The following is a 24999-nucleotide window of genomic DNA, read 5'->3' as shown; positions in this document are numbered from 1 at the left end:
GGACAGAATATCCCCATTTGCCGCCTGGGCCTGCTTGCGCTAGATTACTGAGTTTTGCTGCACCGCAACCCCTCTCGTTTTCCCCGCCTTAACCAAGGAATCATTCCCATGAGGAAGTTCTCCCGCATCGAGCGTCTGCCCCCGTACGTGTTCAATATCACCGGCGAGCTCAAGATGGCCGCCCGGCGGCGCGGAGAGGACATCATCGACATGTCCATGGGCAACCCCGACGGCCCCACGCCCAAGCACATCGTCGACAAGCTGGTCGAGGCCTCGACCCGCCCCACCACGCACGGCTACTCGGTATCCAAGGGCATCCCGCGTCTGCGCAAGGCGATTTGCGACTGGTACCAGCGCCGCTACGCGGTCGAATTCGATCCCGACAGCGAAGCCATCGTCACCATCGGGTCCAAAGAAGGCCTGGCGCACCTGATGCTGGCCACGCTCGACCGCGGCGACACGGTGCTGGTGCCCAACCCCAGCTATCCCATTCATATTTACGGGGCGGTCATCGCCGGCGCCAATATCCGTTCGGTGCGCATGACCCCGGGCGTGGATTTCTTCGAAGAGCTCGAGCGCGCCGTGCGCGAATCGATTCCCAAGCCCAAGATGATGATCCTGGGCTTCCCCAGCAATCCCACGGCGCAGTGCGTCGACCTGACGTTCTTCGAGCGGGTGGTGGCGCTGGCCAAAGAGCACGACATCCTGGTGGTGCACGACCTGGCCTACGCCGATATCTGTTTCGACGGCTACGTGGCGCCGTCCATCATGCAGGTGCCCGGCGCGCGCGACGTGGCGGTGGAATTCTTCACCATGAGCAAAAGCTACAACATGGCTGGCTGGCGCATCGGCTACATGGTGGGCAACCGCGAGCTCGTCAACGCGCTGGCGCGCATCAAGAGCTACCACGACTACGGCACGTTCACGCCTATCCAGGTGGCGTCCATCGCCGCGCTCGACGGCCCGCAAGACTGCGTCAGCGAAGTCGTCGAGCAGTACCGCAGCCGCCGCGACGTGCTGGTGCGCGGCCTGCACGAGGCCGGCTGGAATGTCGAGATTCCCAAGGCGTCCATGTACATCTGGGCGCAGATTCCCGAGCCCTACCGCGCCATGGGTTCGCTGGAATTCGCCAAGCGCGTGCTGTCCGACGCCAAGGTCGCGGTGTCGCCCGGCATCGGCTTCGGCGAATACGGCGACGAATACGTGCGCTTCGCGCTCATCGAAAACGAGCAGCGCACGCGCCAGGCGGTGCGAGGCATCAAAGACATGTTCCGCAAGGACGGCCTCCTGAAATGACGCATGAAGCCCACCCCCGAAGCGCTACGCGCTTCCCCCTCAAGGGGGCGACGCTGGCGGACCGGCAAAGCCGGCTCCGCGGCGTCCCCGGTCGAGCCGCACCTGTTTCATGCGGCGCGGGTGCGCGTGGCGTAATGGAAAACTGAGATGACAAACGCAATACCCCTGCAGCATCCGCGGCCCGGCGCCGAAATCAAGCCTATCAAGATCGGCCTGCTGGGCCTGGGCGTGGTGGGCGGCGGCACCTGGAGCGTGCTGGCCCGCAATGCCGAAGAAATCGGCCGCCGCGCCGGCCGGCGCATCGAGATCAGCCGTGTCGCGGTGCGCGACGTGGCCAAGGCGCGCAGCCGCGTCGGCGACGCCGTCACGGTCGATACCGACGTGCACGCGCTGGTGCGCGACCCCGAAGTCGACATCGTGGTCGAGCTCATCGGCGGCGACACCCTGGCGCGCGAACTGGTGCTCGAAGCCATCGCGCATCGCAAGCATGTGGTCACGGCCAACAAGGCGCTGCTGGCCAAGCACGGCAACGAGATCTTCGCCGCGGCGTCGGCGCAGGGCGTCATGGTGGCCTTCGAGGCCGCCGTCGCCGGCGGCATTCCCATCATCAAGGCCATTCGCGAGGGCCTGACCGCCAACCGCATCGAATGGGTGGCCGGCATCATCAACGGCACCACCAATTTCATCCTGTCCGAAATGCGCTCGCGCGGCCTGCCGTTCGCCGACGTGCTGGCCGAGGCCCAGCGCCTGGGCTACGCCGAAGCCGATCCCACCTTCGACGTCGAAGGCGTGGATGCCGCGCACAAGCTGACGCTGCTGGCTTCGCTGGCCTTCGGCGTGCCGGTGCAGTTCGACAAGGCCCACATCGAAGGCATTTCGCAGCTGGCCCAGGAAGACATCGCGCATGCCGAGCGCCTGGGCTACCGCATCAAGCTGCTGGGCATCACCAAGCGCCGCGCCGACGGCATCGAGCTGCGCGTGCATCCGGCCCTGGTGCCGGCCGAGCGCCTGCTGGCCAACGTCGAGGGCGCCATGAACGCCGTGCTGGTGCGCGGCGACGCCGTGGGGCCGACGCTGTACTACGGGCAGGGCGCCGGCGAAGAGCCCACCGCTTCGGCCGTGGTGGCCGACCTGGTCGACGTCACCCGCCTGCACACGGCCGACCCCGGCAACCGCGTGCCGCACCTGGCCTTCCAGCCCGATGCGCTGTCCGATCTGGCGATCCTGCCCATCGACAAGGTCAGCACCTCGTATTACCTGCGCCTGCGCGTCGACGACCAGCCCGGCGTGCTGGCCGACATTGCCCGCATCCTGGCCGAGCGCGGCATTTCCATCGGCTCGATGATCCAGCAGCCGTCGCACATCGGCGGCGCCGACATCATCTTCCTGACCCACCAGGCTGTCGAAGGCAACGTCGACCAGGCCATCCGCAGCATCGAGCAATTGCCGTTCGTGCGCTCCAGCGTCACGCGCCTGCGTGTCGAGACCCTGACATGAAATACATTTCCACCCGCGGCGGCATGGCCCCGCAAGCGTTCAGCGACATCCTGCTGGAAGGCCTGGCCCCCGATGGCGGCCTGGCCGTGCCCGAGACCCTGCCGCAGATATCGGCCGACACGCTCGAGAGCTGGCGCGGCCTGCCGTACGCCGACCTGGCTTTCGAGGTGCTGTCGCGCTTCGCCACCGACATCCCGGCCGACGACCTGCGCCGCCTGACGCGCGCGGCCTACCGGCAGGGCGTGTTCAGCAGCGAAGACATCGTGCCGCTGCGGGCGCTGGACGGCGGCCTGCAACTGCTCGGCCTGTCCGAAGGCCCGACGCTGGCCTTCAAGGACATGGCGATGCAGTTCCTGGGCCAGGTCTTCGAATATGTGCTGGCCAAGCGCGGCGCCACGCTGAATATCCTGGGCGCCACCTCGGGCGACACCGGCTCGGCGGCCGAGTACGCGCTGCGCGGCAAACAGGGGGTGGCGGTGTTCATGCTGTCGCCGCACGGCCGCATGAGCGCATTCCAGCGCGCGCAGATGTATTCGCTGCAAGACGACAACATCCACAATATCGCCGTGCGCGGTGTGTTCGACGAGGCCCAGGACATCGTCAAGGCGCTGGCCGGCGATCTCGATTTCAAGACCCGCTACCGCATCGGCGCGGTGAACTCCATCAACTGGGCGCGCATCGCCGCGCAGGTGGTGTATTACTTCCACGGCTGGCTGCGCGCCACCTCGGCGCCCGGCCAGCAGGTGTCGTTCGCGGTGCCCTCGGGCAATTTCGGCAATATCCTGTCGGGCCATATCGCGCGCGCCATGGGCCTGCCGGTGCGGCGCCTGGTGCTGGCCACCAACGAGAACAATGTGCTGGAAGAATTCTTCCGCACCGGCATATACCGCCCGCGCGGCGCCGAGCACACCTATGCCACGTCCAGTCCGTCCATGGATATCTCGCGGGCCTCGAACTTCGAGCGCTTCGTCTTCGATCTTGCCGGCCGCGATCCGCAGCGCGTCAAGGCGCTGTGGGCCGACCTGGCGCGCGACGGCAGCTTCGACCTGTCCGCCCTGAAGCCGGCCTTCGAGTCGCAATACGGTTTCGTGGCCGGCACCAGCACACACGCCGACCGCCTGGCCGTGATCCGTTCCACCTACGACGCCACCGGCGTGCTGGTCGATCCGCACACGGCCGACGGGGTGAAGGTCGCGCGCGAATTCGTCGAGCCCGGCGTGCCGATGCTGGTGCTGGAAACGGCGCTGCCGGCCAAGTTTTCCGACACCATCGAAGAAGCGCTGGGACGGCCGGTTACGCCGCCCCCCGCGCTGGCCGGCCTGGAATCGCTGCCGCAGCGCGTCGAAATCATGGATTGCCAGGCACAGTTGGTACGACGCTACATCGAGGCCAATGCCAAAGTGTAAGGGTGATTTCCGCGTCTTTCCGCCCCGGGCCCCCGGCTTGCGCAAGCCGGGGGCTTTGTTTTGGGGCCATGCCCCACGGGCGCGGCGCAGCAGGGGGACGCAACAGGGCGGCGGCCGCTGTCATTACAGACTTATGCATTTTGCAGACATCCCGTCACGGTGCGGGCAAAAGCCCCGCCCTACATTGAAAGTTCTTTCAAGACTGACGGAGAAACGCCCCATGAAACTGAAGACCATGACGCTCGCCCTGATCATGACCGGAGTCGGCGTACTGGCGGGCTGCTCGTCGCCTTCTATGGTGGAAAAGCGCGACGGCAGCCAGGTCGTCACCCCCGATGAGCCTCAATACAACGAGGACACGGGCTTCTACGAATACGAGAAAGACGGCCACAAAGTCCAGGTCAACAAGGACGATGTGAAGACCATCGAAGAAGTGAAGTAGCGGTGTCGGGTGTCAGGCTCCAGCGGCGCCTGGCACCTGGCCGGCCTCGGCGTGATAGCGTCCGACCCGTTCGACTTCGTTCTTCGAGCCCAGGATCACGCTGACGCGCTGGTGCAGCTTGTCGGGCTGGATGTCCAGGATGCGCTGCTTGCCGTCGATGGCCGCGCCGCCGGCCTGCTCGATGATCATGCTCATCGGGTTGGCTTCGTACATCAGGCGCAGCTTGCCCGCCTTGCCGGGTTCACGCGCATCCCACGGGTACATGAAAATGCCGCCGCGCGTGATGATGCGATGCACGTCGGCCACCATCGAGGCGATCCAGCGCATGTTGTAGTCTTTGCCCAGCGGGCCGGTCTTGCCGGCCAGGCATTCATCGATGTAGCGCTTGACCGGCGGCGCCCAGTGGCGCATGTTCGACATGTTGATGGCGAATTCCTTGGTGTCCTCGGGCACCCGCATCTGCTCGTGCGTGAGCACCCACGAGCCCATTTCGCGGTCGAGCGTGAAGCCCACCACGCCGGTGCCGATGGTCAGCACCAGCATGGTCTGCGGGCCGTACACCGCATAGCCCGCGGCCACCTGCTGGCTGCCCGGCTGCAGGAAATCCTGTTCGCAGACTTCGTCGGCGCCCGCCACGCGGTGCGGGGCGCGCAGCACCGAGAAAATCGTGCCGATCGACACGTTGACGTCGATGTTCGATGAGCCGTCCAGCGGATCGAACAGCAGCAGGTATTCGCCCTTGGGGTAGCGGTTGGGGATCAGGTGGATGGTTTCCATTTCTTCGGACGCCATCGCCGCCAGGTGGCCGCCCCATTCGTTGGCCTCGAGCAGGATCTCATTGGACAGCACGTCGAGCTTTTTCTGCACCTCGCCCTGCACGTTTTCGGATTCGAGGCTGCCCAGCACGCCGCCCAGCGCGCCTTTGCTGACGGCATGGCTGATGGCCTTGCAGGCGCGCGCCACGACTTCGATCAGCAGCCGCACCTCGGGGGCCAGGGCGTTGGCCGAGCGCTGCTGCTCGACCAGGTATTGGGTAAGGGTTTTGCGTTTCAAGAGCGATCTCCGTAAGCAGCGAATGAGGGCGCGGAATTCAGGAGGCGAATTCCAGCGCCTTGGATACGATTTCCAGCACGTTGCGCGATAGTCCGGCGTGGCCGCGCACGCGCTGCAGCGCGGCCTGCATGGGCGCGCGCAGGGCCGGCACGAAGCGGCCCCAGTTGTCGAGCGCCCGGGCCAGGCGGGCGGCGATTTCGGGGTTCAGGGCGTCGAGCGCCAGCACTTGTTCGGCCCAGTAGGCGTAGCCGGCGCCATCGGCGCGATGCAGGCCGCGCGCGTTGTTCAGGCAGAACTGGAACACCAGCGCGCGGGCGCGGTTGGGATTGCGCAGCGTGAAAGCCGGGTGCGCCATCAGCGCCCGCACTGCCTCGACATCGGTGCCGCGCGCGGTGGCCTGCAGCGTGAACCATTTGTCGATGACCAGCGGATCGTCCTGCCAGCGCGTGTAAAAAGCGGCCAGCGCCTGGGCGGCGGCCTGGGACTGTCCGTGGTTCACCAGGGCGGACAGTGCGGCCAGGCTGTCGGTCATGTTGCCGGCCTGGTCGAATTGCGACTGGGCCAGTGCCTGCGCGCCGTCCAGGCCGGCGGCCATCAGATGCCCCAGCGCCTGGTTCTTCAGCGCGCGCCGGCCGGCCGGGCCGGGCGCCGGGCTGTACGGGCCGGGCGTCTGGTTGGCCTCGAGCGCGGCCCGCCATTCGGCCGCCAGTTCGCGGCCCAGTTCGGCGCGCAGGAAGTCGCGCGCGGCCGCCAGGGCCGGCGGATCGATGGCTTCCATGCGTTCGGCCAGGGTTTTTTCCGACGGCAGCGCCAGGGCGCGGGCGCGGTAGCCCGCGTCGAGCGCCGGATCGGTAAGCAGGGCGCGCCACGCCTGGATGAAGGCGGCGTCGGCCTGCATGGGCGCGCCGGCCTGGTGGCGCGCCGCCAGCGCCAGGATCTGGCGCGTGGCCAGTTCCTGGCCGGCTTCCCAGCGCGCGAAAGGGTCGCTGTCGTGGGCCGACAGCAGGGCCAGCTCGGCGTCGCTCCAGTTGTATTCGACGATCACCGGCGCGGAAAAGCCGCGCAGCAGCGACGGCACCGGCTGGGCCGGGATGTCGTGGAACACCCATTGCTGGGTTTCCTGGGTGAGCTCAAGCAGCGCGGTATCTTGCGGCGCGCCGCCGGCCAGGTGCAGCGGCAGCGCGCGGCCTTGCGGGTCGAGCAGGCCGAGGGCAAAAGGAATATGCAGCGGCGCCTTCACGTAGCCGTCGCCGGCGCGTTTTTCCACGCCCACCGGCGGGCAGCGCTGAGACAGCGTGACGATGCACTGCCTGGACGCTGCGTCGTAGTCCAGCGTCACGGCCACGCGCGGCGTGCCGGCCTGGCGGTACCAGCGGCGGAACACCGAGAGGTCGCGGCCGGGATGCTGGCGCGCGTACACCGATTCCATGGCGGCCACGAAATCGTCGCAGGTCACGGCCTGGCCGTCGTGGCGCCGGAAATACTCGTCCATGCCGGCGCGGAAGCCTTGCGCGCCCAACAGGGTATGCTGCATGCGGATCACCTCGGCGCCTTTCTCGTACACCGTGGCGGTATAGAAATTGCCGATTTCCTGGTAGCTTTCGGGGCGTATCGGGTGGGCCATGGGACCGGCGTCTTCCGGATACTGCGCCGCCCGCAGGGTGACCACATCGTCGATGCGCTTGACGGCGCGGGCGCTGGCGGCCGCCGCGGCGTCGAGGTCGCGGGCCATCATGTCGGCGGTGAATTCCTGGTCGCGGAAGACGGTCAGGCCTTCTTTCAGGCTGAGCTGGAACCAGTCGCGGCAGGTGACGCGATTGCCGGTCCAGTTGTGGAAGTATTCATGCCCGATCACGGCCTCGATGCCTTCGTAGTTGGCGTCGGTGGCGGTGTGCGGGTCGGCCAGCACATAGGCGGCATTGAAGATGTTGAGGCCCTTGTTTTCCATGGCCCCCATGTTGAAGTCGCGCACCGCCACCACCATGAAGCGGTCCAGGTCGAGTTCCAGGCCGAAGCGGGCCTCGTCCCAGCGCAGCGCCCGCGCCAGCGATTGCAGCGCCCATTCGGTGCGGTCTTCCGAACCGGGGTCGCTGTACACCTGCAGCAGCACGGGGCGGCCGCTGGCGGTCTGCACCGTGGTTTCGCGGTGGGTCAGGCGCCCGGCCACCAGCGCGAACAGGTAGCAGGGCTTGGGGAACGGATCTTCCCATTGCGCTTCCTGGCGGCCATCGGGCAGGGCGCGCGTGGCCAGCAGGTTGCCATTGGACAGCAGCACCGGGTAGTCGGGCGTGGCGCGCAGCGTGACACGGTAGCGCGACATGACGTCGGGCCGGTCGGCAAACCAGGTAATGCGCCGGAAGCCCTCGGCCTCGCATTGGGTGAAGAAATTGCCGCCCGATACATACAGGCCCATCAGGGTGGAATTGGCGCTGGGCCGGCAGCGGCTGACGATGTCGATCGTGGCGCCGGCTGGCAGCCCGGACAGCGTCAGGGCGCTATCGTCCAGCGTATAGCGGCCGGCCGGCCAGGGCTGGCCGTCCACCTGCAGGGACACCAGCTCCAGTTCGGTGCCGTCCAGCACCAGCGGCGCGTCGGCGGGCGCGTCGGGCTTGCGTTCGATGCGCAGCGTGCTGTGTACCTGCGTGGATTCCGGGTCCAGGTCGAACGCCAGCGCGACTTCCGGAATGGCATAAGGATAGGGCTGATAATCCTTGCGATATACGGTTACAGGCGTTTCGGTGCGCATGCGGGGATCAATTCAGAATGGGCAATGACGTATTGTAGTAGGACCCCGCCGGCCATATATGGGAAGAAATATCCGGTTGAAAACTTTCATTCACCGGCATGGTCGAAATCTACGTATGATGGCGCCCATCGGAGATGCTTATGTCCCAATCCAGAATGTGGCCCGGCTTTTGGCGATGGGCCGGCCTGGCAGTCGCGTTGTCGGCCGGGTTGCTGACGGGCTGCGCCACGCCCACCGTAGAGGCCCGCGTCACGTCGTTCCAGCAATGGCCCGCCGACGTGGTCGGCCAGACCTACCGCTTCGTCGACGCCGACCCCGGCCAGGCCGACAACCTGGAATACCAGGCCTACCAGGACACCATGCGCGCCGGAATCGGGCCCACCGGGCTGGTCGAGGCCCCGGCGGGCAAGCCGGCGCGTTTCAAGGTTTCATTCAAGTACGGGGCCGAACAGACCCAGGTCATGGTGCGCCGCGCCTATGATCCGTATTTTTATGGCGGCTACGGCGGTTTTTACGGGCCGCGCTGGTGGGGCGGCGGCATGGGTTATTGGGGCCCCGACTGGGTCGACGTGCCCACCGTGGCGTACCGCAACCGCCTCAGTGTGGAAATCCACGATACGGCGCGCAATGGCGCCGAGGTATATCGGGCCACCGCCTATATTGTTACGGGCCGCGAAGACCTGGTACGGACCATGCCGTATCTGGTGCGCGCGATATTCGATAATTTCCCGGGCAATAATGGCTCGGAACGCGAAGTCGAATATCCGCTTGACCGCTGAGCGGCCAGGCGGCTGGTATAAGGCGGCGGTTTTCAGCGCGGGCCGGCGCCACGGATAATGCCGGGCCGAATAGCCCGGCGCCGGCCCGGGCCTGATTTACTCGGCGATCAGGAAGGTTTCGCGGCTGTTGCCTTCCGCCTCTTCGGCGGTAAGCCAGCGCGGCGCCTTGCCGCGGCCGCTCCAGGTTTCGCCGGTCTTGGGGTGGCGGTACTTGGGCGCCACCTGGCGCTTGGCGGCGGGGGCGGCCTTGCGGCCGGCCGAGGCGCGCGGCGTTTTCGACGCGCCGCCGAAGGCCGCGGCGATTTCTTCGGGGGTAATATTGTATTCGCGCATCGACGCCACAATGGATGCAATAACCGGTTTGCGGCGCTTGGTTTGCAGAGCTTCCGCCTTCTTTTGCAATTTGTTGATTTCTTTTTCTATTTTTGCCTGAAGGGCGGAGTAGGTTTCACGGGGCATGGTGAGTCCTGGAAGATAATAGGTTCGGTCTGGTGCCGGTAATTAAGAGCGGTGCAGAGCAGGTAATAATGGCCATATTCACCGGCCATTCTTCGCATAATACATAAAATATCCCGCCGATTCATTATTGTGCGTCGTCTTTGTCATTTCCAGAGGGCTGAAAAATGGGTGTTTCCGGGTCGAATTCAACGGCAGTGGCCGCCATCCAGATGGTCTCCACGCCCGACGTGCAGGATAATCTGCGCCAGGCCGGCGAATTAATCGGGCAGGCGGCCGCGGCGGGCGCCCGGCTGATTTCGCTGCCTGAATATTTTTGTTTTATGGGGCGGGGCGATCTTCAGAAACTGGAAATAAAAGAGCAGCCCGGCCAGGGGCCGATCCAGGATTTCCTGTCGGCCCAGGCGCAACAGCATGGCGTCTGGCTGGCGGGCGGCACGCTGCCGCTGGCCTGCCCGGATCCGGGCAGGGTATTCAATACGACGTTCGTCTACGGCCCCGACGGCCAGCCGGTGGCGCGCTACGACAAAATCCATTTATTCAATTTCCAGCGCGGCGCCGAGGCCTATGACGAATCCATCGCCATCCGCCCGGGCGATACCGTGCGCGCCTTCGACGCGCCGTGGGGCAAGGTGGGGCTGTCGGTCTGCTATGACTTGCGATTTCCCGAGCTTTACCGGGCCCTGGGGCAGGTGGACTTGATTCTGGTGCCGGCCGCCTTCACCTATACCACTGGCAAGGCGCACTGGGAGCTGCTGCTGCGGGCGCGCGCCATCGAGAACCAATGTTACGTGCTGGCCGCCGCGCAGGGCGGGCACCACCCGAACGGCCGGCGCACCTGGGGCCATTCCATGCTGATCGACCCCTGGGGCGAGGTCGTCGACGTGCTGCCCGAAGGGCCGGGCGTGGTCAGCGGTACCATAGAGGCTGAGCGCCTGGCGCAAGTGCGCGCATCGCTGCCGGCATTGCGCCACCGAGTCCTGTAAAGACAGAAACCTTATGAACCTGATCGATCCCGATATCCAATCCCTGGCCACGGCCAAGTCGCTGCTGCTCGACCCGTGGGGCCTGACCGAAGCCGACATGGCCCGCGCGCTGGGCGAAATCTTCACCCACAAGGTCGATTATGCCGACCTGTATTTCCAGTACACGCGCAGCGAAGGCTGGAGCCTGGAAGAGGGCATCGTCAAGACCGGCAGTTTTTCGATCGGGCAGGGCGTGGGGGTGCGCGCCATCAGCGGCGAAAAAACCGCGTTCGCCTATTCCGATTCGCTGTCGCCCGAGGCGCTGCTCTCGTCGGCGCGTACCGTGCGCGGCATTGCCCGCCGCGGCGCCGGCAGGGTCAAGGTGGCGGCCCAGGTGCCGCCCGAGGCCGGGCGCAGCCTGTATGCCGATCTCGACCCGCTGGCCACGCTGAGCGCGCCGCAGAAAGTGGCCCTGCTTGAACAGGTGGAACGCATGGCGCGCGCGCGCGATCCGCATGTCATCCAGGTCATGGCCGGTCTTGGGGCCGAATACGATGTCGTGCTGGTGGCCGGCAGCGACGGCCGCCTGGCGGCTGACGTGCGTCCGCTGGTGCGGCTGTCCCTGACGGTGATCGCCGAACGCAACGGGCGCCGCGAAATGGGCCATGCCGGCGGCGGCGGACGCTTGGGGCTGGCCTATTTCTCTGAAGACATCCTGCAGGGCTATGTCGAGCGCGCCGTGCACGAAGCCATGGTGAACCTGGACGCACGCCCGGCCCCGGCGGGCGAGATGACGGTCGTGCTGGGTTCGGGGTGGCCGGGCATCCTGCTGCACGAGGCCGTGGGCCATGGCCTGGAAGGCGACTTCAACCGCAAGGGTTCCAGCGTGTTCTCCGGGCGCATCGGCCAGCGCGTCGCGTCCAGGGGCGTTACGGTGATCGATGACGGCACGCTGCCCGACCGCCGCGGTTCGCTGAACATCGACGACGAAGGCAATGCCACGCAGCGCAACGTGCTGATCGAAGACGGCATCCTGCGCGGCTATATGCAAGACACGCTGAACGCGCGCCTGATGAAAACAGCCGCCACCGGCAACGGACGGCGCGAATCGTTCGCGCACCTGCCCATGCCGCGCATGACCAACACCTACATGCTGGCCGGCCAGACGCCGCCCGAGGAAATCATCGCCTCGGTCAAGCACGGCATCTACGCGGCCAATTTCGGCGGCGGCCAGGTCGATATCACCAACGGCAAGTTCGTGTTCTCGGCCTCCGAGGCTTACATGATCGAGAACGGCAAGGTCACTTATCCGGTCAAGGGCGCCACCCTGATCGGCAACGGCCCCGACGCCATGAACCGCGTCAGCCTGATCGGCAACGACCTGCAGCTGGATTCGGGCGTGGGCACTTGCGGCAAAGACGGCCAGAGCGTGCCCGTGGGCGTGGGCATGCCCACGGTGCGCATGGATGGGCTGACGGTGGGCGGCACGGCTTGAGCCGGCTCATCCCGGCCTGCCGGTTTGGCAGGCCAGCCTTGGCGGCTTTGCCGTTTTTGTGCTAGAGTTTCTCGTCATGAAATTCGCGTCCCCCGCTTTTTACTTTTATTTTTATGGTTTTCTGAAGCCGCTGGCGGAGGAAGGGACGCGCTCAATCTGAAGTCCGTACGAAATCCCTCAAAAAAGCCGCCAGCCCCCTGGCGGCTTTTTTGTGCCGTCAGCCTGGCGGGGCAACCCAGGAGCACACCGTGTCGCACAATACCGACGATCTTCGCATCCGCGAAATCAAAGAGCTGAACCCGCCGTCGCATGTCATGCGCGAATTCCCCTGCACGCAGCAGGCGTCCGAAACCGTCTTCGCCGCGCGCCAGGGCATGCACCGCATCCTGCACGGCATGGATGACCGCCTGATCGTGGTCATCGGTCCGTGCTCCATCCACGACACCCGCGCCGCGCTGGAGTATGCCGGCCGCCTCAAGCCGGTGCGCGACCGCCTGCAGGGCGAGCTGGAAGTGGTGATGCGGGTGTACTTCGAGAAGCCGCGCACCACGGTGGGCTGGAAAGGGCTGATCAACGATCCGGGCCTGGACGGCAGCTTCGACATCAATCGCGGCATCCGCGTGGCGCGCGAGCTGCTGCTGGACATCAACAGCCAGGGCCTGCCCGCCGGCTGCGAGTTCCTGGACATGATCACCCCGCAATACATTGCCGACCTGGTGTCCTGGGGCGCCATCGGGGCGCGCACGACCGAAAGCCAGGTTCACCGCGAGCTGGCTTCCGGGCTGTCGTGTCCGGTGGGCTTCAAGAACGGCACCGACGGCAACGTCAAGATCGCCGTCGACGCCATCAAGGCGGCTTCGCAGCCGCACCATTTCCTGTCGGTAACCAAAGGCGGGCATTCCGCCATCGTGTCCACGGCCGGCAATGAAGACTGCCACGTGATCCTGCGCGGCGGCAAGGCGCCCAATTACGACGCGGCCAGCGTGTCGGTGGCGTGCCAGGACATGGCCAAGTCGGGCCTGGCGCAGCGCCTGATGATCGACGCCAGCCACGCCAACAGCAGTAAAAAGCCCGAGAACCAGCCCCTGGTGATCGACGACGTGGCGCGCCAGATCGAAGGCGGCGACACGCGCATCGTGGGCGTCATGGTCGAAAGCCATTTGCTGGGCGGGCGCCAGGACATGGTGCCGGGCGAGCCGCTGGTGTACGGGCAGAGCATCACCGACGGGTGCATCGACTGGGACGCCTCGGTGCAGGTGCTCGAGCGCCTGGCGCGGGCCGTGAAAGAACGCCGCCGCGCGGCCGCGACGGCGGGCAAGTAGGGCGGCGCGGCCGGGCGGACCTCATGTTCCATCATGCGCGGGGCGCGGAGTTCGGGCCGCGCCCGGCGTAGAATGAAAGATTCCCGTTCTTCGACCGCGACTACGCCATGAATGCTCCCGCCACCGCCGAATCCTTGCGCCGCCCGGTGCCCGCCGCCTGCCTGGACGCCCTGCGCGCGCAGTTTGCCGACCGCCTGTCGGTGTCGCAGGCCGTGCGCGAGCATCACGGCCGCGATGAATCCCCGTATCCGCCGATGCTGCCCGATGCCGTGGTGTTCGCCCACAGCACCGAAGAAGTGGCGGCCGTGGCGCGCCTGTGCAATGAGCACCGCGTGCCGCTCATTCCCTATGGCGCCGGCTCGTCGCTCGAAGGGCACCTGCTGGCCATCCAGGGCGGCATCAGCCTCGACCTGTCGCAGATGAACCGCCTGCTGGCGGTCAATGCCGAAGACCTTACCGCCACGGTGCAGGCCGGCGTCACCCGCAAGCAGCTCAACGAAGAAATCCGCGACACCGGGCTGTTCTTCCCGATCGATCCCGGCGCCGACGCCAGCCTGGGCGGCATGGCCGCCACGCGCGCCTCGGGCACCAACGCGGTGCGATACGGCACCATGCGCGAAAACGTGATGTCGCTGACGGTGGTCACGGCCGATGGCCGCATCGTGCGCACGGCGGGCCGGGCCCGCAAGTCTTCGGCCGGCTACGACCTGACCCGCATCTTCGTGGGCAGCGAGGGCACGCTGGGCATCATCACCGAAGTCACCGTGCGCTTGTATCCGCAGCCCGAGGCCGTGTCGGCCGCGGTGTGCAATTTCCCCACGCTGGACGACGCGGTGCAAAGCGTCATCGAGATCATCCAGATGGGCGTGCCGGTGGCGCGGGTCGAATTCATGGATGCGGCCGCGGTGCGGGCCGTGAACCTGCACAGCAAGCTGACGCTGCGCGAAACCCCGATGCTGGTGTTCGAATTCCACGGCAGCCCGGCCGGCGTGCAAGAGCAGGCCGAGATCGTGCAAGGCATCACCGCCGAGCACGGCGGCATGGATTTCGAATGGGCCGAGCGCCCCGAAGACCGCAGCCGTCTCTGGACGGCGCGCCACAACGCCTACTTTGCCGGCCTGCAATTGCGGCCCGGCTGCCGCGCCAGCACCACCGATGTCTGCGTGCCCATTTCCCGCCTGGCCGATTGCGTGCGCGAAACGGTCGACGAGCTCGACCGCGCCAGCTTCCCGTACACCATCGTGGGCCACGTGGGCGACGGCAACTTCCATGTGCTGATGTTGCTGGATGCCGACAACCAGGCCGAGTGGCAAGAGTCTGAAACTATTAATCACAATTTGGTGCGACGCGCCATCGCAGCCGACGGCACCTGCACGGGCGAGCACGGCGTGGGCCTGCACAAGATGCAGTTCATGGCCGACGAGCACGGGGAAGACGCGCTGGCGCTCATGCGTAGCCTGAAGCACGCGTTCGACCCCAACAACATCCTCAATCCCGGCAAGATCATCAGCTGGTAAGACCACGCTGCCAGCAGGGCTGGCAAGGCCGGCGGGTGCGGGTAAATCCGCTCTGCCGGGAATGATAGCCACGCGCTATTGTTGCGCTCATGAATTCACTGGTCGAACCGAACCTCAGTCACGCTCAGCAGCCGTTTTCCGCGACCCAGGTCATCGACGCACTGCATGGCGTGCTGCCCGCGCACTGCGTGCTGCACCGCGAAGAAGATACCCGTCCATACGAGTGCGATGGCCTGTCGCTGTACCGCGCGCTGCCGCCGGTAGTGGCCCTGCCCGAAACCGAAGAGCAGGTCGTGGCCGTGATGCGCCTGTGCAAGCGCCTGAATGTGCCGCTGGTGGCGCGTGGCGCCGGCACCGGCCTGTCCGGCGGCGCCATGCCGCATGCGCAGGGCGTGCTGATGGGGCTGGCCAAGTTCAACCGCATCCGGCGCATCGACCCGGCCAGCGGCACGGCGGTGGTCGAGCCCGGCGTGCGCAACCTGGCGATTTCCGAGGCAGCCGCGCCTTACGGCTTGTACTACGCGCCCGACCCGTCCAGCCAGATCGCCTGCTCCATCGGCGGCAACGTGGCCGAGAACTCGGGCGGCGTGCATTGCCTGAAGTACGGACTGACCGTCCACAACGTGCTGCGCGTGCGCGTGGTCACCATCGACGGCGATGTGGTCGAGCTGGGGTCCGAGGCGCCGGACGCGCCGGGGCTCGACTTGCTGTCGCTGTTCATCGGCTCCGAGGGCATGCTGGGCGTGGTCACCGAGATCACGGTCAAGCTCATCCCGCGGCCGGCCTGCGCGCAAGTGGTCATGGCCAGTTTTTCCAGCGCGGAAGCGGCGGGCCAGGCGGTCACCGATATCATCGCGGCGGGCATCATCCCGGCCGGGCTCGAAATGATGGACCGCCAGGCGGTGCAGATGGTCGAGCCTTTCGTGAACGCGGGCTACGACGTCTCGGCGCAGGCCATCCTGCTGTGCGAATCCGACGGCACGGCCGAAGAGGTGGCGCACGAGATCCAGCACATGGAGGCGGTGTTCCGCAAGGCCGGCGCCACGCGCCTGCAGGTCTCGCGCGACGAGGCCGAACGGCTTCGGTTCTGGGCCGGGCGCAAGAACGCCTTTCCGGCCGCGGGGCGCGTGTCGCCCGATTACTACTGCATGGACGGCACCATCCCGCGCCGCCACCTGGCGCGCGTGCTGGGAGCCATCGAGCAGATGGAAGACGAGTTCGGGCTGCGCTGCGCCAACGTGTTCCACGCGGGCGACGGCAATCTGCATCCGCTGATTCTGTTCGACTCAAACAAGCCCGATGAAGTCGAGCGGGCGGAAAAATTCGGCGCAGCCATTCTCGAGCTGTGCGTGCAGGTCGGAGGCACCCTGACTGGTGAGCACGGGGTGGGTATGGAGAAGATAAATCAAATGTGTGTGCAATTTTCGCGCGATGAGCTGGACGCGTTCCTGGCCGTGAAGCGGGCGTTCGATCCGCCGGGCCTGTTGAATCCCGAAAAGGTGATTCCCACCCTGGCGCGCTGCGCCGAATACGGCAAGATGCACGTGCATGCCGGAGAGATGAGTTTTCCCGACCTGGCTCGCTTTTAGGGCGGGCGCGACATGGAATTCGTCCTGTCGGAGCTGTGCGACCAGGTCATGACGGCGCGCGCCGGCCACAAGCCGCTGTTCGTCATGGGAGGCGGCAGCAAATCTTTTTATGGCAATTACCGGCCGCTTACGCCGCAAGATGGCCACTGCCTGCTCGACATGACCGCTTACAGCGGCATCGTCAGCTACCAGCCGTCCGAGCTGGTGGTGACCGCGCGCGCCGGCACGCCGCTGGCCACGCTGGAGGCGGCGCTGGCCGAGCACGGCCAGATGCTGGCATTCGAGCCGCCGCATTTCGGCGCGTCGGCCACCGTGGGCGGCTGCGTGGCGGCGGGCCTGGCGGGGCCGCGTCGCATGGCGGCCGGCGGCGTGCGCGACTTCGTGCTGGGCGCGCGCCTGCTCGATTCGCAGGGCCGCATCCTGTCGTTCGGCGGCGAGGTCATGAAGAACGTGGCGGGCTATGACGTATCGCGCCTGCTGGCGGGCTCGCACGGCATTTTCGGCGCCATTCTCGAAGTCTCGCTGAAGGTCGCGCCGCGGCCTTTCGAAGAGCGCACTTTGCGGTTCGAGGCCACCCAGCCGCAAGCCCTGGCCTGTTTCACCGAGTGGCGCGGCCAGCCGCTGGCCGTGTCGGCCACTTGCTGGAGCCCTGCCGACGAGGGCGCCGGCGGTTTTGTCACGGTTCGGCTGTCGGGCGCGCCGCCCGCGGTGCGCAGCGCGGCGGCCCGCATCGGCGGCGATACCCTGGACGCGGCGCAGGCCGCGCAGTGGTGGACATCGCTGCGCGAGCAAACCCATCCGTTTTTCGGGCGCGGCCAGCCTCTGTGGCGCCTGGCCCTGCCGCCCACCGTGCCGGCGCAGGACATCGGCCTGCCGACGCTGCTGGAGTGGGGCGGCGGCCAGCGCTGGGCAAGCGGCGCCGCCGATGCCCAGGCCATGCGCGAACTGGCGCAGCGCCTGGGCGGCCATGCCACCCTGTTCCGGCCCTCCGGCGCGGCCATTCCCGCCGATGGCGTATTCCATCCGTTGTCCGCCGGGGTGGCGGCGATCACCCGGCGCCTGAAACAAGAGCTGGATCCGGCCGGGCTGTTCAACCCGGGCCGCCTTGTGTTGGAGCTATAACGCAGCATGCAGACCAATCTCGCTTCCTGGGCGCGCGATACGGACGACGGCCGCGAGGCCGATGCCATCCTGCGCCGCTGCGTGCACTGCGGGTTCTGCACCGCCACCTGTCCCACCTACCAGGTGCTGGGCGACGAACTCGACAGCCCGCGCGGGCGCATTTACCTGATCAAGCAGGTGCTGGAAGGGGCCGAGCCCACGCTGGCCACGCAGCAGCACCTGGACCGCTGCCTGACCTGCCGCAATTGTGAAACCACGTGCCCGTCGGGGGTGCAGTACGGCCACCTGGTCGACATCGGCCGCAAGCTGGTCGACCAGAAAGTGCAGCGCCCGTGGCGCGACCGCCTGCGCCGCGCGCTGCTGCGCAAAGGCCTGAATTCGGCGCTGTTCGCGCCCGCCATGCGCGCCGGGCAGATGCTGCGCGGGCTGCTGCCGCAGTCGCTGAAGCGCAAGGTGCCGGTCTGGCGCAGCCCCGGCCTGCTGCCTGATGCCGGGCGCCATGCGCGCCAGGTGCTGATGCTGGCCGGCTGCGTGCAGCCATCCATGATGCCGACCATCGACGCGGCCACCATCCGGGTGCTGGACGCCGTGGGCATCGGCGCGCGCCTGGCGCCGGGGGCGGGGTGCTGCGGCGCCGTGAATTTCCACCTGGATGCGCAGGCCGATGCGCTGGACCAGATGCGCGCCAACATCGACGCGTGGTGGCCGGCGGTCGAGCGGGGCGAGATCGAGGCCATCGTCATGAACGCCTCGGGCTGCGGCGCCATGGTGAAGGAATATGCCCATCACCTGCGCGGCGACGCGCGTTATGCCGAGCGCGCCGAACGCATTGTGGCGCTGGTGAAGGACGTGGCCGAGATCGTCGCGCCGCATGCGCAGGCCTTGCGCGAGCGGCTGGCGCCGGGCGGGCGGGCGGCGTTTCATCCGCCGTGCACGCTGCAGCACTGGCAGGGCTTGCGCCCCTTGAGCGAGCGCCTGCTGGCCGAGCTGGGATTCGAGCTGCAGCCGTTTGCCGATGCGCATTTGTGCTGCGGGTCGGCCGGCGCCTATTCGGTGCTGAACCCGGCCATGGCGCTGGAGCTGCGCGACCGCAAGCTGGCGGCGATGGCGCCGTACGCGCCGCCGGTGATCATCTCGTCGAACATCGGCTGCGTGTCGCACCTGCAAAGCGGCACCGATACGCCGGTGCGGCACTGGATCGAGGTGGTCGACGAACGGTTGAAGGGCTAGCCGATGCCCGGGGACGCCGGGCATCGGCGGGTATTGAAGTACCGCGGGCGGCCTATTCCACGGCCTTGACCATGTCTTCCAGCACTTTCTTGGCGTCGCCGAACACCATCATGGTGCGGTCCATGTAGAACAGCTCGTTGTCCAGGCCGGCATAGCCGGCCGCCATCGAGCGCTTGTTCACGATCACGGTGCGCGCCTTGTAGGCTTCCAGGATGGGCATGCCGGCAATCGGCGAGGACGGATCGTTCTTGGCGGCGGGGTTGACCACGTCGTTGGCGCCCAGCACCAGCACCACGTCGGTCTGGCCGAATTCGCCGTTGATGTCTTCCATTTCGAACACCTGGTCGTAGGGCACTTCGGCCTCGGCCAGCAGCACGTTCATGTGGCCCGGCATGCGGCCGGCCACGGGGTGGATGGCGTATTTCACCGTCACGCCTTTCTCGCCCAGTTTCTCGGCCAGTTCTTTCAGGGCGTGCTGGGCGCGCGCCACGGCCAGCCCGTAGCCGGGCACGATCGTGACAGTCTCGGCGTTGGTCATCAGGAACGCCGCGTCATCGGCGCTGCCGGACTTCACGCTGCGCTGCTGGCCGTCGCCGGCCGCGGCAGCCGCCGCGCCCTGGCCGCCGAAGCCGCCCAGGATCACGTTGAAGAACGAGCGGTTCATCGCCTTGCACATGATGTACGACAGGATCGCGCCCGACGAGCCCACCAGCGAACCGGCGATGATCAGCATGGGATTGTTCAGCGAGAAGCCGATGCCCGCCGCCGCCCAGCCCGAATAGCTGTTGAGCATCGACACCACCACCGGCATGTCGGCCCCGCCGATGGGGATGATGATCAGCACGCCCAGCACGAAGGCGATGGCCGTCATGATGATGAACGGCGTCCAGGACTGGGTGGCCATGAACCAGAAGCCGCAGGCCAGCATCGCCAGGGCCAGCAGCAGGTTCAGCATGTGCTGGCCGCCGAACACCACCGGCGCGCCCTGGAACAGGCGGAACTTGTACTTGCCCGACAGTTTGCCGAAGGCGATGACCGAACCCGAGAACGTAATGGCGCCCACGAAGGTGCCGATGAACAGCTCAAGGCGGTTGCCCACCGGCAGCGGCGAGCCCGGCGCCGCGATGCCGAAGGCGTGCGGCTCGGCCACCACCGCCACGGCGATGGCCACGGCCGCCAGGCCGATCATGCTGTGCATGAACGCCACCAGCTCGGGCATCTTGGTCATCTCGACGCGCTTGGCCATCAGGGTGCCGATCGAGCCGCCCACCAGCAGGCCCAGCACTACCCAGCCCAGTCCGATACCGGCATGGCCGGCGCGCGCCAGCTGCACGATGAGCGCGGCGGTGGTCAGCACGGCGATGGCCATGCCCGCCATGCCGAACGCATTGCCCAGCCGCGAGGTGGTGGGGTGCGACAGCCCCTTGAGGGCCTGGATGAAGCAGACCGAGGCCACCAGGTACAGCAGGGTCACCAGGTTCAGCGAGATCATTGGCGGGCCTCCGCGGGCTTCTTGTCTTTCTTCTTGAACATCTCGAGCATGCGGCGCGTGACCAGGAACCCGCCGAACACATTGACGGCGGCCAGCGCCACCGCGAACACGCCCATGCCGCGGGCCAGCCCGCCTTCGGTCAGCGCGGCCGCCAGCATGGCGCCGACGATGATGATGGCCGAGATGGCATTGGTGACCGCCATCAGCGGCGTGTGCAGGGCGGGGGTGACGTTCCACACCACGTGGTAGCCCACGTAGATGGCCAGCACGAAGATGATCAGGTTGACCAGCGTGGGGTTGATTGCTTCCATGGCCTAGCCCTTTTTCTGGATGACATGGCCGCCTTCGCACATCAGGCAGGCGGCGACGATTTCATCGTCGCGCCGGATGGCCAGCGCGCCGTCGGCGTCGGTGATGAGTTTCAGGAAATCGAGCAGGTTGCGCGCATAGAGCGCCGACGCGTCGGTGGGCACCAGCCCCGGCAGGTTGGTCAGGCCCACCAGCGTGACGCCGTGTTTTTCCACGACCTGGCCTTTTTCGGAAAGGGGGCAGTTGCCGCCGCGTTCGACCGCCAGATCCACCACCACCGAGCCGGGTTTCATGGCCTGCACGGTTTCGGCCGCCAGCAGGGTGGGTGCCGGGCGGCCCGGGATCAGGGCGGTGGTGATGACGATGTCGGCCTGCTTGCAGCGTTCGGACACCAGCGCCGCCTGCCGCGCCATCCAGGCCGGCGGCATGGCGCGCGCGTAGCCGCCGGCGCCCTGGGCGATTTCGCGCTCTTCGTCGGTTTCGAAAGGCACGTCGATGAACTTGGCGCCCAGCGATTCGATCTGTTCCTTGGCCGCGGGGCGCACGTCCGAGGCCTCGACCACGGCGCCCAGGCGCTTGGCCGTGGCGATGGCCTGCAGGCCCGCCACGCCGGCGCCCAGCACCACGGCGCGCGCCGCCTTCAGCGTGCCGGCGGCGGTCATCATCATGGGAAACAGGCGTCCGTAGTAGTGCGCGGCCAGCAGCACGGCCTTGTAGCCGGCCAGGTTGGCCTGCGACGACAGCACGTCCAGGCTTTGGGCGCGGGTGATGCGCGGCGCGGCTTCGAGCGCGAAGGCGGTCAGGCCGGCGGCCGCCAGCGCGTCCAGGCCCTCGGCGTCGAAGGGGTCGAGCATGCCGGCCAGCACCGCGCCGGCCTTCATGTGCGCCAGCTCGTCGGCCGAGGGCGCGCGCACCTTCAGCACCAGTTCGCTGCCCAGCGCGTCTTGCGCGCTGCCCAGCGTGGCGCCGGCCGCGGCATAGGCCTCGTCGGGGTAGCGGGCCGCCTGGCCCGCGCCGCGCTCGACGACGACGGCATGTTTGGCGCCGAGGTATTTTTTAATGGTCTCCGGCGTTGCTGCGACGCGAGTCTCGCCCTCCCGGGTCTCGCGCGGTATCCCTATCTGCATCGCTTCTCCTCCTGGGTTCGCGTAGTTATACACGAATCGCGGGCGAGCGGTCAGGAAGGGCCAGGCAGGAGAACAGCCAAAAAAAAACGCCCTGACATTGCCAGGGCGTCCAGGGTGGCCGGCGCGTGGGCCGGCCGCATGCGCGCAAACGTCCGGCGTCAGGCCGTTTGCGCTTGCATCCAGTCGAGCAGGGCGGCGGTCAGGCCGCGCAGGTCGGCCTTCAGCTTGCCGTAGCCGGCCGACGGCCGCAGCGTGGTTTCGTCCATGTACAGCTTGCGGTTGATCTCGATCTGCAGGCTGTGGCGGCCGTCGGCCGGGCGGCCGAAGGCGCGCACCAGTTCCACGCCCTTGTAGGGATCGTTCACGGTGACGTCATAGCCGCGCTCGCGCAGCCAGGCGGCGACGAATTCGCGGAAGGCCGGGTCGCTGGTGGAGCCATCGCGGTCGCCCAGCACGAAATCGGGGTGCACCAGGCCGGGCTTGTCGGTGGCGTAGATGCCGGCTACGCTGGGCATCGAATGGCAGTTGATGTGCCACACCTTGCCGTGGCGGGCGTGGGCCTGGTCGATCAGGCGCGCCACCTGGGCGTGGTACGGCTTCCAGCAGGCATCGATGCGGTGGCGCACTTCGGCCAGGCCGAGCTTGCGGTCGTACAGCGGCGTGCCGTCGTCGAGCATGCGCCAGATCAGGCCCTTGCCCAGCTTTACCTTGGGCGACTCGGGCAGCGGTTCGGGCCACGGCTGGTCGAGCAGCTGCGGGTCGATTTCTTCCAGCGAGCGATTGGCGTCGATATAGGCGCGCGGAAAGGCGGCGGCAATAAGCGGCACGCCCATTTCGACCGCATCGCCCCACAGGTCGTCGACCCAGGTGTCTTCGGCGGTGCGCAGCGCGGCAAACGGCACCGACGGCGCGAAATCCGGAGGGTAGGTCGTGCCGCTGTGCGGAGAATCCAGCACCAGCGCGGCCGAGGTTTCCGGGTAGCCGGCCGGCAAGGCCAGGCGATAAGACAGGGGTTCGTTGATCAGCATGGGGAATCGATACGGCATCAAGACAGGAAACGGCCCCCGCCGCAGCGGGGGCCGCAGATCGATCAGTCGATCTTTACATTGGCTTCTTTGGCAATACGCTTGTTCTTGGCGATTTCAGCCGAGATCTGCTTGGCGTATTCTTCCGGCGTGTTGGCCACTGGCTCGGCGCCCAGGCTTTCCAGGCGCTGCACCACGGCCGGGTCGGCGCTGACCTTCACCACGGCGGCATGCAGCTTGTCGAGCACGGGCTTGGGCAGCTTGGCCGGGCCGATCAGGCCGAACCACGACGAATCATTGACCGCCGCCAGGCCGGCTTCGGCGAACGTGGGCACGTTGGGCAGGGCGGCCACGCGCTTGGGCGAGGCCACGGCCAGCGCCACCAGCTTGCCGGCCTGCACGTGCGGCAGCGACGAAGGCAGGTTGTCATACAGCACGTCGACCTGGCCGGCCAGCGTGTCGTTCAGGGCCGGGCCCACGCCGCGGTACGGCACGTGCATCAGGTCGGTGCCCGACGCCATCTTGAACAGTTCGCCCATCATGTGCGACACCGAGCCGTTGCCGGCCGAGGCGTACGCGAACTTGCCCGGCTCTTTCTTGGCCAGGGCGATGAACTCGCTGATGTTCTTGGCCGGCACCTTGGGATTGATCACCATGATGTTGGGCACGGAGGCCAGGTTCGAGATCGGCGTGAAGTCTTTTTCGGCGTCGAACGGCAGGTTGTGGTAGATGGCGGGGTTGATGCCGTGCGTGCTGACGGTGGCGATGCCCAGCGTGTAGCCGTCGGGCTCGGCGCTGGCCACTTGGGCGCTGCCGATCGAGCCGCCGGCGCCGGCCTTGTTTTCCACCACGACGGTCTGGCCCAGCGCCTGGCTGAGCTTGTCGGCGAACAGGCGGCCGACGATGTCGGTGGTGCCGCCGGGCGGGAAGGGCACGACCAGGCGGATGGGCTTGGTGGGATAGGCGTCTTGTGCGTGGGCGATACCGGCGGTCAGCGGCGCGGCCAGCGCCGCGGCGGTGAGGGACAGGCCCAGGATGACATGGCGACGTTGCATGGATTCCCCTGTAGGAAGATATTGGATCGTTGCGATTCGCAAACCTGAAGATTCTGTGCGCCGCGCCGGGTTTGCGCAAACGAAAGATTCTCCGTAAGCTATTCCTTTTTTTCATGCCGGAAGTTGTAATTAGTTACAAACCTCCGCGCCCGCCATGCGCCGATTCTGCCCGTCTTTAACTGATCTTCAAGCCTTTGAAGTGGCTGCCAGGCATAGCAGCTTTACGCGCGCCGCCCAGGAACTCTGCGTGACCCAGGGCGCCGTCAGTAAACAAGTGAAACATCTCGAGGACTTCCTGGGGGTAGAGCTATTCCTGCGGATCAGGCAAGGCCTGGTATTGACCGAAGCGGGGCAGAGCTACCTGAAGAAGATCCAGGCCGGCCTGGGGCAGATCGAGGCGGCCACGGTCGAGCTCATTGCGCACCAGGGCCGGGGCGGCACGCTGCACCTGACCTGCATGCCCACTTTCGGCGCGCGCTGGCTGATCCCGCGGCTGGCCGCCTTCATGCGGGTGCGGCCCGACATCCACGTCGAGTTCCTGCCGCACCGCCAGGGCTACGATTTTTCCACCCCCGAACTGGACGCGGCCGTGCGCTTCGGCGACGGCATCTGGCCGGGCAGCGGCGCCGACTACATCGTCGGGCGCGACATCGTGCCGGTATGCAGCCCGCGCCTGCTGGGCGACGGCTGCCAAAGCGCCGACGAGCTGCTGCGCTATCCGCTGCTGCACCATACGTCGGCGCTGGAAGGCTGGCGCGACTGGTTCGAGCAAGCTGGCTGCGATACGCGGCGCGCGCTCGAAGGGGCACGCTTCGACCAGTATTCGCTGCTGTCACAGGCCGCGGCGGCGGGTTTCGGCATCGCCCTGATCCCGCGCTGCCTGATCGAAGACGAGCTGCGCGACGGCAGGCTGGCCGTGGCCCTGCGGCTGCCGATCCGCGCGCGTCAGGGCTATTACCTGTGCTACCCCGAACAGAAGGCCAATCTGCCCATCCTGCAGGCGTTCCGGGCCTGGCTGATGGAAGCCTCGCTGGCGGCCGAGCCGCGCCCGGCCGGCGAGCCCGCCGCCCTCTAAA

General features: G+C 66.9%; 21 protein-coding genes. 13 read left to right on the top strand and 8 right to left on the bottom strand.

Going from position 1 to position 24999, the window contains the following annotated elements:
- Nucleotides 1–108: 108 nt before the first annotated feature.
- The 4 genes from alaC to J2P76_RS14600 all read left to right on the top strand — a co-directional run bounded on the left by alaC (nt 109) and on the right by J2P76_RS14600 (nt 4641).
- Nucleotides 109–1296 carry an alanine transaminase gene (gene alaC, locus J2P76_RS14615; RefSeq protein WP_207408417.1) on the top strand — a complete coding sequence of 396 codons (1188 nt, stop codon included), beginning with the start codon at nt 109–111 and terminating at the stop codon, nt 1294–1296.
- A 192-nt stretch (nt 1297–1488) separates the two neighbouring features.
- Nucleotides 1489–2793: a homoserine dehydrogenase gene (locus J2P76_RS14610; protein ID WP_207409213.1), complete on the top strand. Its 1305-nt coding sequence runs from the start codon at nt 1489–1491 to the stop codon at nt 2791–2793.
- Nucleotides 2790–4199: a threonine synthase gene (gene thrC / locus J2P76_RS14605; RefSeq protein WP_207408416.1), complete on the top strand. Its 1410-nt coding sequence runs from the start codon at nt 2790–2792 to the stop codon at nt 4197–4199. The genes J2P76_RS14610 and thrC overlap by 4 nt, the downstream gene beginning before the upstream one ends.
- A gap of 220 nt (nt 4200–4419) precedes the next feature.
- A complete protein-coding gene (locus tag J2P76_RS14600) occupies nt 4420–4641 on the top strand; it encodes a YgdI/YgdR family lipoprotein (RefSeq protein WP_207408415.1) in 222 nt (73 codons plus the stop codon).
- Between the two features lie 12 nt (nt 4642–4653).
- Here the strand turns inward: J2P76_RS14600 and J2P76_RS14595 are convergent, their stop codons facing one another.
- Nucleotides 4654–5694 carry a class 1 fructose-bisphosphatase gene (locus tag J2P76_RS14595; RefSeq protein ID WP_207408414.1) on the bottom strand — a complete coding sequence of 347 codons (1041 nt, stop codon included), beginning with the start codon at nt 5692–5694 and terminating at the stop codon, nt 4654–4656.
- Between the two features lie 37 nt (nt 5695–5731).
- Nucleotides 5732–8440 (bottom strand): aminopeptidase N, encoded by a 2709-nt coding sequence (gene pepN / locus J2P76_RS14590; protein ID WP_207408413.1) that lies wholly within the window; start codon nt 8438–8440, stop codon nt 5732–5734.
- A gap of 140 nt (nt 8441–8580) precedes the next feature.
- Between pepN and J2P76_RS14585 the strand changes: the two genes are divergently transcribed.
- The gene (locus tag J2P76_RS14585; protein WP_207408412.1) at nt 8581–9219 is read left to right on the top strand and encodes a DUF4136 domain-containing protein; all 639 of its coding nucleotides are present in this window, start codon (nt 8581–8583) and stop codon (nt 9217–9219) included.
- Between the two features lie 96 nt (nt 9220–9315).
- Here the strand turns inward: J2P76_RS14585 and J2P76_RS14580 are convergent, their stop codons facing one another.
- The gene (locus J2P76_RS14580; protein WP_207408411.1) at nt 9316–9678 is read right to left on the bottom strand and encodes an H-NS family nucleoid-associated regulatory protein; all 363 of its coding nucleotides are present in this window, start codon (nt 9676–9678) and stop codon (nt 9316–9318) included.
- Nucleotides 9679–9842: 164 nt separating this feature from the next.
- On the opposite strand from J2P76_RS14580, the gene J2P76_RS14575 reads away from it, so the two are divergent.
- The 7 genes from J2P76_RS14575 (at nt 9843) to glcF (ending at nt 18915) form a co-directional block, all read left to right on the top strand.
- Complete coding sequence (locus J2P76_RS14575) at nt 9843–10661, top strand: carbon-nitrogen hydrolase family protein (RefSeq protein ID WP_207408410.1); 819 nt, start codon at nt 9843–9845, stop codon at nt 10659–10661.
- A 13-nt stretch (nt 10662–10674) separates the two neighbouring features.
- Nucleotides 10675–12135, top strand: coding sequence for a metalloprotease TldD (gene tldD, locus J2P76_RS14570; RefSeq protein WP_207408409.1), 1461 nt, complete (start codon nt 10675–10677; stop codon nt 12133–12135).
- Nucleotides 12136–12383: 248 nt separating this feature from the next.
- Entirely contained in the window at nt 12384–13457 is a 1074-nt protein-coding gene (gene aroG / locus J2P76_RS14565) for a 3-deoxy-7-phosphoheptulonate synthase AroG (RefSeq protein WP_207408408.1), read from the top strand.
- A gap of 107 nt (nt 13458–13564) precedes the next feature.
- The gene (locus tag J2P76_RS14560) at nt 13565–14974 is read left to right on the top strand and encodes an FAD-binding oxidoreductase (RefSeq protein ID WP_207408407.1); all 1410 of its coding nucleotides are present in this window, start codon (nt 13565–13567) and stop codon (nt 14972–14974) included.
- Between the two features lie 89 nt (nt 14975–15063).
- Nucleotides 15064–16563 (top strand): FAD-linked oxidase C-terminal domain-containing protein, encoded by a 1500-nt coding sequence (locus tag J2P76_RS14555; RefSeq protein ID WP_207408406.1) that lies wholly within the window; start codon nt 15064–15066, stop codon nt 16561–16563.
- Nucleotides 16564–16575: 12 nt separating this feature from the next.
- Complete coding sequence (glcE, locus tag J2P76_RS14550) at nt 16576–17685, top strand: glycolate oxidase subunit GlcE (protein ID WP_207408405.1); 1110 nt, start codon at nt 16576–16578, stop codon at nt 17683–17685.
- 6 nt (nt 17686–17691) lie between these two features.
- A complete protein-coding gene (gene glcF / locus J2P76_RS14545; protein WP_207408404.1) occupies nt 17692–18915 on the top strand; it encodes a glycolate oxidase subunit GlcF in 1224 nt (407 codons plus the stop codon).
- 52 nt (nt 18916–18967) lie between these two features.
- On the opposite strand, the gene J2P76_RS14540 is transcribed toward glcF, so the two are convergent.
- From J2P76_RS14540 to J2P76_RS14520, 5 genes are all read right to left on the bottom strand, one after another.
- On the bottom strand, nt 18968–20407 hold the full coding sequence (locus J2P76_RS14540) for an NAD(P)(+) transhydrogenase (Re/Si-specific) subunit beta (protein WP_207408403.1): 1440 nt from the start codon (nt 20405–20407) through the stop codon (nt 18968–18970).
- Nucleotides 20404–20718, bottom strand: a complete 315-nt coding sequence (locus J2P76_RS14535) for an NAD(P) transhydrogenase subunit alpha (RefSeq protein WP_207408402.1) — start codon at nt 20716–20718, stop codon at nt 20404–20406. The genes J2P76_RS14540 and J2P76_RS14535 overlap by 4 nt, the downstream gene beginning before the upstream one ends.
- A gap of 3 nt (nt 20719–20721) precedes the next feature.
- Nucleotides 20722–21843 carry a Re/Si-specific NAD(P)(+) transhydrogenase subunit alpha gene (locus J2P76_RS14530; protein ID WP_207408401.1) on the bottom strand — a complete coding sequence of 374 codons (1122 nt, stop codon included), beginning with the start codon at nt 21841–21843 and terminating at the stop codon, nt 20722–20724.
- A gap of 158 nt (nt 21844–22001) precedes the next feature.
- Nucleotides 22002–22871 (bottom strand): N-formylglutamate amidohydrolase, encoded by an 870-nt coding sequence (locus tag J2P76_RS14525; protein ID WP_207408400.1) that lies wholly within the window; start codon nt 22869–22871, stop codon nt 22002–22004.
- A gap of 62 nt (nt 22872–22933) precedes the next feature.
- Complete coding sequence (locus tag J2P76_RS14520; RefSeq protein WP_207408399.1) at nt 22934–23923, bottom strand: Bug family tripartite tricarboxylate transporter substrate binding protein; 990 nt, start codon at nt 23921–23923, stop codon at nt 22934–22936.
- A 154-nt stretch (nt 23924–24077) separates the two neighbouring features.
- Here J2P76_RS14520 and gcvA point away from each other — a divergent pair, with 154 nt between their 5' ends.
- A complete protein-coding gene (gene gcvA, locus J2P76_RS14515) occupies nt 24078–24998 on the top strand; it encodes a transcriptional regulator GcvA (protein WP_207408398.1) in 921 nt (306 codons plus the stop codon).
- Nucleotide 24999: the final 1 nt, after the last annotated feature.

Origin of the sequence: Bordetella petrii (genome assembly GCF_017356245.1) — a bacterium.
GTDB lineage: Bacteria > Pseudomonadota > Gammaproteobacteria > Burkholderiales > Burkholderiaceae_B > Bordetella_A > Bordetella_A petrii_D.
This window is presented reverse-complemented; position numbering and strand designations above follow the sequence as displayed.